Raw genomic sequence first — 12,952 nt, forward strand, 5'->3', positions numbered from 1 at the left:
AGCGGAGCCTGCCTCGATTCAGCCTTCCGGTCCTGAACCATCAAGCTCCAAGGCAATAGCGGCAGCTTCATCCCTGAGCATTGCCAGAACCCCGCTGATGGTTGCCCGGGCAGCAACGTCCTGCCTGGCCAGGGCCACAATGCTCCGGCTGGCCTTGACGCCGGTCAGGGGCCGGAGAACCAGTCCCCGCCGGGCACTGGCCCGCGCCGTGTAGCGGGGAAGCAAGCAGATTCCATGACCGGCCCCCACCAAGGCCTCCAGCACTCTCAGATCCGGGTAACGCTGTCCCCTGCGGGCCTTGCGCCCCGCCCGGAGCTCAACCTGCCGCAGCACGGTGTCGAAAGGAAAACCCTCCGGCACTCCAATCCATGGATAGTCGATCACGTCACCGGGACGCAGGCTGGTCATCGCAGCCAACGGGTGACCGGCGGGCATGGCAACATCCAGGGCTTCCTCGAGCAGTGGCACCACCGTCAGCCCAGGCCTGGCAAACACCTCAGGCCCATCAACACTGTGCGCCAGGACAAGATCGTAGTCAGCCACCAACGGAGCAAAGTGGGCCGTGCCCGGATCTTCAAAGTGGGCATCCAGGGTGAGGCCTTCCTGGGACAAGACCCGGTGGAGCAGCCCTGGCAACAGCATTTCGGCAGCGCTGGGGAAGAACGCCACGCTGACCTTGGCCTGCCACCCACTCCGGTAGGTTTCCATCGTGGATTCCGCACGCGCCATGGCAGCAGCAATATCCGCGGCAGCTGCTGCCATGGCCTGGCCGGCTTCGGTCAGTTGGACGCCCCGTCCCACCTTCTCCATCAAGACCACGCCAATTTCTTCCTGCAACGTCTTCAGTTGCTGGGACACGGCAGACGGAGTGACATTCATGGCCTCAGCGGTTGCTCCGACGCTTTGCCGGTCAGCAAGCTCGCGGAGAATCTGCAGCCTTTTGAAGTCCATGGAGCCAGACTAGGGGACGGACAGTAATATCCCTTGGCAGTTCCCCATTGCCGCCTTTTACTAAGCCCGCTGACTAATATGCAGGACCAGCAGGTGAAACGCTGGACAGCCCATATGTGGGCACGTAACGTCGGGAACAGTACGAGCTGGACCCCGTAAACAGAAGGGCATTCCCATGGACTGGATCATTTGGGTCATTGTCATTGTTGTGGTCGTCGCAATTATTTGGTGGCTGATGAACCGCAATAAAAGCAAGGACAGCACGCTGGCAGCCCCGCCGGCTGCTACCGCACCCGCAGAACGTGGCGCCATCCCGGATACCGCTGCCGCGGCCGCCGGCGTGGCCGGGATCGCCGGTGTGACCAACCTCGGCACCACCGCAGCCGAGGGCAGCGGGCCGGTACGGGAGGAACCCAAAGCTTCCGAGCCTGAGGTTGTTGAGCCTGAGGTTGTCGAGCCTGCTGCCGCCGAACCCGCCGTCGTTGAGCCTGAGGTTGTTGAACTTGCCGCCACCGAACCCGCAGTCGTTGAACCCGCAGTCGTTGAGCCCGTCGTCGTTGAGCCCGCCATTGAAGAGCCTGTCCTTGCAGAGCCCACCGTCGATACCTCCATTGCGGACCAGCCGCTGGGCGAGGAACCGGTGGTAGCCCAGCCCGCCCTGCACGAGGACGCCGCAGTGCTCAGCGCACAGGATAGCGCAGAGGAACACGAGCCGGCCGTAGAGGACGCAACCCACGGTGATGCAGCTGCCGCAGCTGACAAGGCCGCCTGGGAGGCTTCCTGGACCGACGCGTCCGGAGCGCCCGTCCACCATTCCGAGTACACGGCACCGCACTCCCCCACCCTGCCCGGCGCTGAGAGCGCAGCAGCCGAGGAAGAAAGCCCGGCATCGCCTTCCGGGCATCTTGCAGCCGATCACCCTTATGGGACAGGTTCCTCCAGCGCAGCCCACGGCGACTATCCGGTGAAGGCCACATCCTCCACAATGACCTTCCACGATGAAGGCACTGCCGGGTACGACGACGCCGAGGCCGACGTATGGTTTGAGTCGGCTGCCCATGCCGAGGCTGCTGGGTTCCGACCACCACGGCGCAGCCGCCACTGACGGGGCTATTAGAGGGACGGGGCTGCTGATGAAGGAATCGGACCACCGAGGGCCGCGCAAACGCCCGGGCTGCTGGCTGCGTTCCCTCGTCCTCGGCCAGTCCGCCGCCTGGGCCTTGGTGCTTACTGCCTGCACTGGGGGCAGTGGAGGAATCGGCAACCCGGCCGGGACAACCAACCCCGGCCAGTCGCCCTCCGCCGGCGTTGCGGTCGCAGCAACTGTGGAGGTCATCGGAAGGCTCGACGTCGGACTGACCATTCCGTGGTCGCTGGTGTTTAGGCCCGATGGCTCAGCCCTGGTTTCGGAACGCAATTCAGGCGAGGTCAAGCTCATTAGGGATGGTCGTTCCACCAGCCTTGGCAGGGTGGCCGGCGTCGAGCCCAACGGTGAAGGCGGGCTGCTGGGCCTGGCATTGTCTCCGGACGTCGCCTCCGACCCATGGCTTTACGCTTACTTCACCACCCGGGACGACAACCGCATCGCCCGGATGAAGGTGGTTGAAGAACAGGGTGGGGAACTTACCCTGGGCAGCCCGGAGGTCGTTTTCAGCGGAATACCCAAGGCGTCAACCCATAACGGAGGCCGGATCCGGTTCGGACCGGACGGCTTCCTGTATGTGGGCACCGGTGATGCCCAGAAGAGGGAACAGCCCCAGGACAAGAATGCCCTGGGAGGCAAGATACTCAGGATCACCCCGGACGGTAAGCCAGCCCCAGGGAACCCCTTCGGCACCGCCAACCCCGTTTTCAGCTACGGTCACCGGAATGTCCAGGGCCTGGCGTGGGATGAGGGCGGACGCTTGTGGGCCAGCGAGTTCGGTCCTGATGTGGACGACGAGCTGAACCTGATAACAGCTGGAGGCAATTACGGCTGGCCGCTGGTCACCGGCGCCCCGGGAAAGGAAGGCTTCACGGACGCAGAGGTGGTGTGGCCTGCCACCGCGGAGGCTTCCCCCAGCGGCCTGGAGATAATTGACGGCGTGGCCTACACCGGCGCCCTCAGGGGACAACGGCTATGGGCCACCCCCTTGGGTGATCGTGACGCCAAAGATCCAGCGGGAACACCTGTTGCCTATCTCACAGGACAGTTTGGGCGCCTCAGGGATGTGGCACGGGCCCCGGATGGGAGTCTCTGGGTCCTGACCAACAACAAAAACCCTGACTTTGTGCTGATTCTGCGGGCTCCAAGCAGGGGCGCCGGATGAACAACGGGCCGATTTCACGTCTGGCATAAAGTCGTGTAGAGTTACTTGTCGTTGCGGAGATCGCGGGGGAAATAACTTCCACCGGGATCATCAACAACAGATGCACCTCTAGCTCAATTGGCAGAGCAATTGACTCTTAATCAATGGGTTCCGGGTTCAAGTCCCGGGGGGTGCACCACAATGAAAAGCTCCAAAGCATGTATTTGCTTTGGAGCTTTTCGTTTAATACGCATGGAGCTATTACCGGCATTGCGTCACTGCGCATATCAGGTCTTCACCACGGAAAAAGTAGTGTATAGTTATTTGTCGTTGCGGAGATCGCCAAGGAAATAGCTTTCCATGAAGGTCACCAACAACAGCTGCACCTCTAGCTCAATTGGCAGAGCAATTGACTCTTAATCAATGGGTTCCGGGTTCAAGTCCCGGGGGGTGCACCAATAAATAGGCTCCGGATCGTTAATACGATCCGGAGCCTTTTTATGTTTCTACGAACAGACCCCCCGGGCGGTCATCACTGAACGTGATCACCGTCCGCGGGAGGACATCAACTCTGTGGCGCGTCCGCTTCGGTAGCCTGGGCTGAGGGTCCGGGCGCAGGGATGCCGGCCAAACCACGGACCACGGTGGTCAACTCGTCCCGCAACCTCACGGTGTCCACTTCCACGGGCGAGAGCACATCCTGCTCCAGCTTGACCGCCTCTGCCAGGGCGGCGGTGCCGGCCTCGGTCAGGGTCACTACATGACTCCTGCGGTCCGAGTCGCTGCGATGCCGGGTGACGTGTCCATGCAGTTCAAGCCTCGCCAGGGTGGTTCCCATGGTCTGGGCTTTGACCCGCGCAACCTCGGCTAGCGCGGCCTGGGTGATCGCGCCTTTGGCCTCGAGCACCTGCATGGCAATGACGCCCGCGTGGGTAAGGCCAATAGACTTCAATTTCTCGTTCCACGAGATTTCCACCAGGCGCGCAGCGGTCGACAGAAGTCGGGTCGTGGGCCATGTCTCCATATCCGGCATGCCGATAGTATATGCGTGCCGGGCCCCCGGCCGCGTCTTATCCCCACTAAAGTGGACAATCCTGACCCCCAGCAAGGAGGCTATTGTGGCCGAACGACTTACTCCCGGCGATGTCGCGCCGGACTTTACGCTCCAGGACTCAACGGGAAAAAAGATTGGGTTGTCCGATTTCAAGGGCACCAAAACGATTGTGTATTTCTACCCGGCTGCGTCCACTCCCGGGTGCACCAAGGAAGCCTGTGATTTCAGGGACTCGTTGGCCTCCCTGCAGGCGGCGGGCTACGGGATCCTGGGAATCTCCCCTGACACGGTGGAGGACCTGGCCACCTTCGCGGAGAAGGAGCAGTTGAACTTCCCCCTGCTCTCCGATGCAGACCACGCCGTCGCCGATGCCTACGCAGCGTGGGGTGAGAAGAAGAACTACGGCCGTACCTACATGGGCCTCATCCGTTCCACAGTTGTGGTGGACAAGGACGGCAAAGTGGAGTTGGCCCAATACAACGTCCGCGCAACAGGCCACGTTGCCAAGCTTCGGCGCGACCTCAAGCTGGACCAATAGCCGCAAGCACCCCCCTGGAGATTTACCGGGCACGTCTGATGGAGAACTGAGCAGCGGGTACACTGAATGCCGGTAGTTGCCACCGCGAGGCAGGCAACTACCGAGCGCGCGAGTGGTGAAATTGGCAGACACGCAGGATTTAGGTTCCTGTGCCTTCGGGCGTGGGGGTTCAAGTCCCCCCTTGCGCACCAATGGATGAACAGCGTTGCTGCTGCTCGCATCCACGCCCCCGGAATCTTCCGGGGGCGTTTCATTTAGACTGGGTTGCGGCCCGGCGGATGCCGGCCGCGGTACTTCCAACCGGTTTGAGGGGACAAGAGTGGCAAGCAGCAAGTGGCGGCGCGTAAGCACCCGGGCGGGAGCCCTGATGGTGGCTTTGAGCTTGGCGGCCTGCACTGGTTCACCGGGACCCGCACCGTCCTCCTCGGGCAACGAAACGCCGGTTGAACCCACAGCCACGTTCAACTTCGGCACCTCAACCATGCCGCCTGGCCTGGACCCTGCACTGACCTCGGACTCGGAGTCCTACCGGATCACCCGTCAGGTGCTTGAGGGCCTGGTAGGCGTGGATGGCGAAACAGGGCAGACCACTCCCCTGCTGGCCACCGAGTGGAAAGACAGCAACAACGGACTCACCTACGACTTCACGCTCCGGTCACAGGTCACTTTCCATGACGGAACCGCGCTGAACGCCGCCGCCGTCTGCGCAAATTTTGATCGCTGGTTTACCTTTCCCGCCGAGCTGCGCAAGAAAGCACCCGGAATCTCTTTCGAGAGCGTGTTCAAGGCCTACTCCGATTCGCCCGTGTTCTCGATCTTCAAGGACTGCAAGGTAGTTTCAGACAGCGATGTCCAGATCAACCTGACCCGGCCCTTCACGGGATTCCTCAAAGCGTTGACCCTTCCCTCCTTCGCCATCTCCTCGCCGGCGGCGCTGGAAGCCGGCAAGGCGAACATCCTGGACCAGACCCGAAACGGCGATGCTGTTTCCGCCTACTCGGGCCATCCCGTGGGAACGGGTCCGTATGAGTTCGGTACCTGGGATGACAAGAAGGTAAGCCTGACAAGCTACAAAAACTACTGGGGCAGCCGCGGACAGATCGCGGTGGTCAACTTCATCCCCTACGACCGGGCCGAAACCCGCCAGCAGGCGTTGCTTGACGGAAAAATTGACGCTTACGACCTCGTGACCTCGGGAACCTTCGACCAACTGGTTAAGAAGGGTGTACAGATCATTCAGCGCGATCCGTTCTCCGTGATGTACCTGGGGATCAACCAGGCGGTCGCACCCTTGGACAAACCCGAGGTTCGGCAGGCGATCGAAATGGCGGTGGACAAAGAATCCCTCATCCGCAAGTTCTTCATCGACAACACCGCCCAGGCCTCGCAGTTCGTGCCGCCCAAGCTCAGTGGATTCAACAACAACGCACCGTCCCTGGGTTTCAACCCCGAAAAAGCCAAGGAACTCCTGGCGAAGGCAGGCTACAAGGGCGAGGAAATCAAGTTCTACTACCCGCTGAACGCGACGCGTGCTTATATGCCTACCCCGGAGAAGATCTACGCAGAAATCAGTCGCCAACTGGTGGCGGTGGGGTTCAACATCAAACCTGTCCCGATTGATTGGGAGCAGGGGTACCTTCAGAAAGTCCAGTCCCCGGGTGACCGGGGGCTGCACCTGCTGGGGTGGAACGGCTCCTATGCCGATGCCGACAACTTCCTGGGCCCACTGTTCGGCGAGGCCCGCGCGGAGTTCGGGTATTCGGACTCGGACGTCTTCCACAAGATCGAGCGGGCGCGGGCCATGCCTGACGGCGATGACCGCAACGCTCTCTACCAGTCCATCAATGCAGACATCGCGGCCACCGTCCCGGCCGTCCCCATCGCGTTCCCGATCTCCGCGCTGGCACTGTCCGACAAGGTGGAAAAATACCCGGCCTCGCCGGTGCTGAACGAAGTTTTCACGAACGTCCGCCTAAAGCCTTGACGATCGCCCGTAATTTCAGTATTTAGGGCCCACGGGGATATTCTGTAGCAGCCAGTGCCGCCGCTTACGGAGATTGATTGTGACCTTCATTTCCAAGACTCAACATGCCGACGTCGTCCTTATTGGCGGCGGAATCATGAGTGCCACCCTGGGTGCGTTCATCAAGCAACTCGAACCCTCCTGGACCATCTCCATGTTCGAACGCCTCGACGAGGCGGGGCTTGAGAGCTCGGACCCGTGGAACAACGCGGGCACCGGACATGCTGCCCTGTGTGAGCTTAACTACTCCCCCGCAGCCAAGGATGGCTCCGTGGATCCGTCCAAGGCCCTCCACATCAACGAGCAGTTCCAACTGTCGCGGCAGTTCTGGTCCCACCTTGTTGACACCAAGGTCATCGGCTCCCCCAAGGGCTTCATCAACACTGTTCCCCACATGAGCTTCGTGATCGGTGACGATCACGCGAACTTCCTGAAGACGCGCTACGAGGCGCTGAAGCCCAACACATTGTTCCGCAGCATGGAGTACTCCGAGGACCAGGCGCAGATCGCCAAATGGGCTCCCCTGATCATCAACGGCCGCGATCCCAAGCAACGTGTTGCTGCCACCCGCGCAGCCGAGGGAACCGACGTCGACTTCGGCGCCCTGACCCGTGAACTCACCGGCTACCTGCAGAACAGCGGCGCCGAGGTCAACTACGGACACGACGTCACCAACATCAGCCGCGCTTCCGGCGGCGGTTGGGACCTGTCCCTCAAGCACCCTGCTTCCGGTGAACGTGGCCGGATCCATGCCAAGTTCGTCTTTGTTGGTGCCGGCGGCGGAGCCTTGCACCTGCTCCAGGCTTCCGGAATCCCGGAAAGCAAGGGCTACGGCGGTTTCCCGGTTTCCGGACAGTTCTTCCGTTGCACGGACGACGCCATCACCTCCCAGCACAGCGCCAAGGTGTACGGCCAGGCCTCCGTGGGAGCTCCTCCCATGTCTGTCCCACACCTGGATACCCGCTTTGTGGACGGCAAGCGATCGCTGCTGTTCGGCCCTTATGCCGGTTTCTCCACCAACTTCTTGAAGACCTCCAGCTACCTGGACCTTCCGTTGTCCATCCGCCCCGGAAACATCATTCCCATGCTGGCCGTGGCAAAAGACAACATGGACCTCACCGCCTACCTCATCAAGGAAGTCGCCAAGAGGCACGATTCCAAGGTTGAGGCCCTCCGGGAGTACTACCCTGAGGCCGCCGGCGATAACTGGGAACTCATCACTGCGGGACAGCGCGTGCAGATCATCAAGAAGCACCCGCAAAAGGGCGGGGTGCTCCAGTTCGGCACTGAGGTCATTGCTTCCCGCGATGGCTCGGTGGGAGCACTGCTTGGCGCTTCGCCCGGCGCTTCCACGGCAGTTCCCATCATGATCGAGCTGCTGCAGAAATCCTTCCCCAAGAACTTCAAGAGCTGGCAGCCCGCGTTGAAGGACATGATGCCGGGCTACGGCGTGAAGCTCAACGAGAACCCCGAGCTTGCCGCCGAGCTGCAGGACAGCACGGCACGTTCACTGCAGTTGGAAGCAGCCAGCGCGCTCCATAGCTAGCTCTATCCCGGGGCTGCGGCCGGTTCCCGTCAGACGAATCGTTCCGTAGACCTCAGGAGTCAATGCAATGTTCCGCCTGGCCAAGCTATCCCTGGGAAACCGGGCACTGATCGCGTTGATCACCGTCTTTGCGGCGGTGTTCGGCGTGATCACCATGGGATCACTGAAGCAGGAGCTCATCCCGTCGATCGAGTTCCCCCAGATCACCGTGGTGACTTCCATGCCCGGCGCCTCGCCGGAAGTGGTGGACAAGCAGCTCAGCCAGCCCTTGGAAACAGCGCTGAACAGTGTGGAGGGCTTGGAGTCAACGACGTCCACCTCGCGCAACGGCGTCTCCCAGATCACCATGGTCTTCACCTACGGCTCCAACCTGGATCGGGCGCGGAACCAAATTGACCGCGCCATCTCCAACGCCAAGCGTGTTCTGCCCGCCAACGTGGAGCCGCAGTCCATTGCGGGAAACATCAGCGACTTCCCGATCGTCTTCCTGGCAGTCTCCTCAGACATGCCTTTGAGCGAATTGAACGCAGATCTCTTGAGGCTCAGCGTCCCCCGCCTGCAGAAAATAGACGGGGTCAGGGGCGCAGAGGTGACCGGTGGCGCCAGCCAACACATCCTCATCCAGCCCCGCCCGGCAGACCTGGCCTCCACGGGGACGTCGGTCCAGTCCATCAGCAACGCGCTGAAGAACAACGGCACACTGGTTCCCGTAGGCACCATCGAGGACCAGGGCAAAACGTTGTCTTTGCAGCTGGGCAGCCCTGTTGACTCCTTGGATGTGATCAAGGGCCTGCCCCTGGCGGGCGCCAAGAACGCGGCGACCATCGGAGCCGTGGCAGAGGTCAGCATCCAGGACGATGCTGCCACGTCCATTACCCGCACCAATGGAAAACCGACCCTGGCTTTGTCCGTGACAAAAAAGCCCGAAGGCGACACCGTGGCGATCTCACACGCCGTGCGGGATGCCATCGCCCCCATGCAGGATGAACTGGGCAACAACGCCACCTTCACTCCTGTCTTCGACCAAGCCCCCTTCATCGAGAAGTCCATCAAGGACCTGACCACCGAAGGCCTTTTGGGACTCGGTTTCGCGGTAGCCGTGATCCTGGTGTTCCTGATGTCGGTGCGCTCCACACTGGTGACGGCTGTCTCCATTCCGTTGTCCCTGCTGATCACGTTCATCGGAATCTCCGCCACCGGGTACTCGTTGAACATCCTGACCCTTGGCGCCCTGACCATCGCGATCGGGCGTGTGGTTGACGACTCGATCGTGGTGATCGAGAACATCAAGCGGCACCTCAGCTACGGCGAAGACAAACTGACCGCCATCCTGACGTCCATCCGTGAGGTGGCTGGGGCGATCACCGCCTCGACGCTCACCACTGTTGCGGTCTTCCTGCCCATCGCTTTTGTGGGGGATCTGGCCGGGGAGTTGTTCAGGCCCTTCGCCCTGACGGTGACCATTGCGCTGCTGTCCTCCTTGCTGGTTTCCCTGACGATCGTTCCCGTACTGGCCTACTGGTTCCTGTCCTCTCCGGCCAACGCCACCGGGGACTCCGGGGCGACCAGGGAAGCAGCAGAGAAAGCACGGGAAGCAGAGCAACGGAGCCGCCTCCAGCGCGGATACCTTCCCATCCTGGAGAAGACGCAAAAGCACCCGGCCATCACCCTGGCCGCTGCAGCCCTGATCCTTGTGGGAACCCTTGCTGTTTCACCCCTGCTGTCCACTGATTTGTTGGGCCGTTCCGGCGAGAACAGCATGACCGTCCGGCAGGTCCTGCCGGCAGGTACCAGCCTTCAGGCCACCAGCGATGAAGCGGCCAAAATCGAGGACGCGCTCAAGGGCGTGGAAGGTATCAAGGATGTTCAGGTGACCTCCGGCAATGCCCAGACAGGCTTTGCGGCCCTGACCTCCACGGGCTCCTCCAACTCCACCTTCACCATCGTCACTGACGAGAAAGTCAACCAGGCCAAACTCCAGGACACCGTGCGCGCCAAGCTGGAGGGCGCTGCGGGGAAGGTCACCGTTGGCTCGCAGCAGGGTGGCTTTGGTACCTCGTCCACCGTTGACATCACCATCCGGGCCGCGAATTCGGCGGACCTGCGCACGGCCAGTGATGCCATGGTTGATGCCATGACCGGTGTCCCGGGCAGTACAGACGTGTCCACCAACCTTTCGGCTACCCAGTCTGTGGTGCAGGTGCGTGTTGACCGCGCCAAGGCCGTGGCCACCGGGTTGACCGAAGAGCAGGTGGGAGGCTTCCTGGCCTCAACGGTCAGTCCCGTCCCCGCTGGCACCGTCCGCATCGACACCAACGACTACCCGGTTCAGATCGGCGAAGGCACGCGGTTCACCAGCATCGCTGCCGTACGGGCACTCCAGCTTCCGACGGCGCGTGGTCCCGTAGCGCTGGAAAGCATCGCCACCGTGGAGCAAGTGGACACTCCCGTCTCCATCACCAGCAGCAACGGACAGCGGACCGCCAAGGTGACCGTGACGCCGTCGGGCTCCAACCTGGGCAGCGTCAGCACAGCAGTACAGGAACGGCTGGCCACCGTGGACCTGCCGTCAGGCGTCACCGCCAGCATCGGTGGCGCCACCACGCAGCAGGCCGAGTCGTTCCGGCAGCTGGGGCTGGCCCTGCTGGCCGCGATCGCAATCGTGTACGTCATCATGGTGGCCGCTTTCAAATCCCTGATCCAGCCGCTGATTCTGCTGGTCTCTGTCCCCTTCGCAGCCACCGGCGCGATCGGGCTCCTGCTCTTGACCGGGGTTCCCCTGGGCCTGCCTTCGCTGATCGGCATGCTGATGTTGGTGGGAATTGTGGTCACCAACGCCATTGTGCTCATTGACCTGATCAACCAATACCGCACTCCGCGCGACGGCAAACCCGGAATGAGCGTTGCCGACGCCATCACCCACGGCGCCCGCCAGCGTTTACGTCCCATCCTGATGACTGCACTGGCCACAGTCTTCGCCCTCACGCCCATGGCCCTGGGACTCACCGGTGGTGGAGGCTTCATCTCCCAGCCACTGGCCATCGTGGTGATCGGTGGCCTGGTGTCCTCCACGGCGCTGACGCTGATTCTGGTACCGGTGCTCTACAAGCTGGTGGAGGGGCGCCGGGAGAAGAAGGAGCTTCAGAAAGCCCTGCAGCGGAAGCCTTCACCTCCCACCGACAGCGGGAACGCCGGCGGTCCGGGCGGGGCGGCCGAGGAGTTCCAGGACTGGACCACGGGCATGATCCCGCGGGTCAAAGGCCGCAGGGCAGCACACAACCCCGCAGAATAAGCACTTTCTCTCTTCAGGACGGGCCCGGGAACATATCCCGGGCCTGTCCTGTTACAGATACCGATACATGCAAATGCATCTAGTTTGAGGTACACTGTTGACAACGCCCGGGACCACGGGCAAGGAGAAAGGCACATCATGCAGATCGGTGTATTCAGCGTCAGCGACATCACGACTGACCCCACCACGGGCCGCACGCCCACGGAAAACGAGCGCATCAAAGCCTCCGTTGCCATCGCCAAGAAGGTCGAAGAAATCGGCATGGACGTCTACGCCTTGGGCGAGCACCACAACCGCCCCTTCTTCTCCTCCTCCCCCACCACCACCCTGGCCTACATCGCCGCCCAAACGGAGCGCATCACCCTCTCCACCGCCACCACCCTGATCACCACCAACGATCCCGTCAAGATCGCCGAAGACTTCGCAATGCTTCAGCACCTTTCCGACGGACGCGTTGACCTGGTGCTGGGCCGCGGCAACACCGCCCCCGTCTACCCGTGGTTCGGCAAGAACATCCAGGACGGGATCGAGCTGGCGATCGAGAACTACAGCCTGCTCCGCAAGCTGTGGGACGAGGACACAGTGAACTGGTCCGGCAAGTTCCGCACCCCGCTGCAGAATTTCACCTCCACCCCAAGGCCCCTGGATGACGTTGCCCCCTTCGTCTGGCACGGCTCCATCAGGACTCCCCAGATCGCCGAAGTGGCCGCCTACTACGGTGACGGGTTCTTCGCCAACAACATCTTCTGGCCCAAGGAGCACTACCAGCAGCTGATCGGCTTGTACCGCGAGCGCTACGCACACTACGGCCACGGAACTCCCGAGCAGGCAATCGTTGGTTTGGGCGGACAGTTCTTCATGAGGAAGAACTCACAGGACGCGGTCAAGGAATTCCGGCCGTACTTCGACAACGCGCCGGTCTACGGTCACGGACCGTCCCTGGAAGACTTCACTTCCCAGACTCCGCTGACTGTGGGCAGCCCTCAGGAAGTCATTGAGAAAACACTGACCTTCCGCGAGGCATTCGGCGACTACCAGCGCCAGCTGTTCCTGATTGACCACGCCGGGCTTCCCTTGAAGACCGTATTGGAGCAGCTTGATCTCTTCGGCGAGGAAGTCCTGCCCGTCCTGCGGAAGGAATATGCCGCCATGAAGCCTGCCAATGTACCTGACGCACCGACCCATGCTTCACGGGTTGCAGCAGCCTTGGAAGCCAAGGTAGCTGAATCTGCGTCCGCAACGGCCGGCCAGGGCGCCTGA

9 protein-coding genes and 3 tRNA genes are annotated in these 12,952 nt (G+C 61.8%); 10 read left to right on the forward strand and 2 right to left on the reverse strand.

The window, feature by feature from the left end; all coding sequences use genetic code 11:
- Nucleotides 1-18: 18 nt before the first annotated feature.
- Entirely contained in the window at nt 19-951 is a 933-nt protein-coding gene (locus JOE60_RS11010; protein ID WP_167262860.1) for a LysR family transcriptional regulator, read from the reverse strand.
- A gap of 175 nt (nt 952-1,126) precedes the next feature.
- Between JOE60_RS11010 and JOE60_RS11015 the strand changes: the two genes are divergently transcribed.
- The 4 genes from JOE60_RS11015 to JOE60_RS11030 all read left to right on the forward strand — a co-directional run bounded on the left by JOE60_RS11015 (nt 1,127) and on the right by JOE60_RS11030 (nt 3,697).
- On the forward strand, nt 1,127-2,056 hold the full coding sequence (locus tag JOE60_RS11015) for a sunset domain-containing protein (RefSeq protein WP_239528852.1): 930 nt from the start codon (nt 1,127-1,129) through the stop codon (nt 2,054-2,056).
- A 28-nt stretch (nt 2,057-2,084) separates the two neighbouring features.
- Nucleotides 2,085-3,260, forward strand: coding sequence for a PQQ-dependent sugar dehydrogenase (locus tag JOE60_RS11020; protein WP_167262862.1), 1,176 nt, complete (start codon nt 2,085-2,087; stop codon nt 3,258-3,260).
- A gap of 102 nt (nt 3,261-3,362) precedes the next feature.
- Nucleotides 3,363-3,438 (forward strand) — tRNA-Lys (locus JOE60_RS11025).
- 183 nt (nt 3,439-3,621) lie between these two features.
- Nucleotides 3,622-3,697 (forward strand) — tRNA-Lys (locus JOE60_RS11030).
- Between the two features lie 107 nt (nt 3,698-3,804).
- Here JOE60_RS11030 and JOE60_RS11035 read toward each other — a convergent pair.
- Nucleotides 3,805-4,272 carry a MarR family winged helix-turn-helix transcriptional regulator gene (locus tag JOE60_RS11035; protein WP_239528853.1) on the reverse strand — a complete coding sequence of 156 codons (468 nt, stop codon included), beginning with the start codon at nt 4,270-4,272 and terminating at the stop codon, nt 3,805-3,807.
- Nucleotides 4,273-4,357: 85 nt separating this feature from the next.
- Here JOE60_RS11035 and bcp point away from each other — a divergent pair, with 85 nt between their 5' ends.
- From bcp to JOE60_RS11065, 6 genes are all read left to right on the forward strand, one after another.
- On the forward strand, nt 4,358-4,831 hold the full coding sequence (gene bcp, locus JOE60_RS11040; RefSeq protein WP_167262864.1) for a thioredoxin-dependent thiol peroxidase: 474 nt from the start codon (nt 4,358-4,360) through the stop codon (nt 4,829-4,831).
- Nucleotides 4,832-4,937: 106 nt separating this feature from the next.
- Nucleotides 4,938-5,022, forward strand: a tRNA-Leu gene (locus JOE60_RS11045).
- 128 nt (nt 5,023-5,150) lie between these two features.
- The gene (locus JOE60_RS11050; protein WP_336112586.1) at nt 5,151-6,815 is read left to right on the forward strand and encodes an ABC transporter substrate-binding protein; all 1,665 of its coding nucleotides are present in this window, start codon (nt 5,151-5,153) and stop codon (nt 6,813-6,815) included.
- A 79-nt stretch (nt 6,816-6,894) separates the two neighbouring features.
- Nucleotides 6,895-8,400, forward strand: coding sequence for a malate:quinone oxidoreductase (locus JOE60_RS11055; protein WP_167262866.1), 1,506 nt, complete (start codon nt 6,895-6,897; stop codon nt 8,398-8,400).
- Nucleotides 8,401-8,467: 67 nt separating this feature from the next.
- The gene (locus JOE60_RS11060) at nt 8,468-11,692 is read left to right on the forward strand and encodes an efflux RND transporter permease subunit (RefSeq protein WP_167262868.1); all 3,225 of its coding nucleotides are present in this window, start codon (nt 8,468-8,470) and stop codon (nt 11,690-11,692) included.
- Between the two features lie 138 nt (nt 11,693-11,830).
- The gene (locus JOE60_RS11065; RefSeq protein WP_167262870.1) at nt 11,831-12,952 is read left to right on the forward strand and encodes an LLM class flavin-dependent oxidoreductase; all 1,122 of its coding nucleotides are present in this window, start codon (nt 11,831-11,833) and stop codon (nt 12,950-12,952) included.

The sequence above is a fragment of the Paenarthrobacter ilicis genome, assembly GCF_016907545.1.
Classification (GTDB): Bacteria; Actinomycetota; Actinomycetes; order Actinomycetales; family Micrococcaceae; genus Arthrobacter; species Arthrobacter ilicis.

Bases quoted from the DNA above. Each gene is read 5' to 3' on its own strand.
- JOE60_RS11010 (WP_167262860.1), bottom strand. From the start codon at position 951: ATGGACTTCAAAAGGCTGCAGATTCTCCGCGAGCTTGCTGACCGGCAA.
- JOE60_RS11015 (WP_239528852.1), top strand. From the start codon at position 1,127: ATGGACTGGATCATTTGGGTCATTGTCATTGTTGTGGTCGTCGCAATT.
- JOE60_RS11020 (WP_167262862.1), top strand. From the start codon at position 2,085: ATGAAGGAATCGGACCACCGAGGGCCGCGCAAACGCCCGGGCTGCTGG.
- JOE60_RS11035 (WP_239528853.1), bottom strand. From the start codon at position 4,272: ATGCCGGATATGGAGACATGGCCCACGACCCGACTTCTGTCGACCGCT.
- JOE60_RS11060 (WP_167262868.1), top strand. From the start codon at position 8,468: ATGTTCCGCCTGGCCAAGCTATCCCTGGGAAACCGGGCACTGATCGCG.
- JOE60_RS11065 (WP_167262870.1), top strand. From the start codon at position 11,831: ATGCAGATCGGTGTATTCAGCGTCAGCGACATCACGACTGACCCCACC.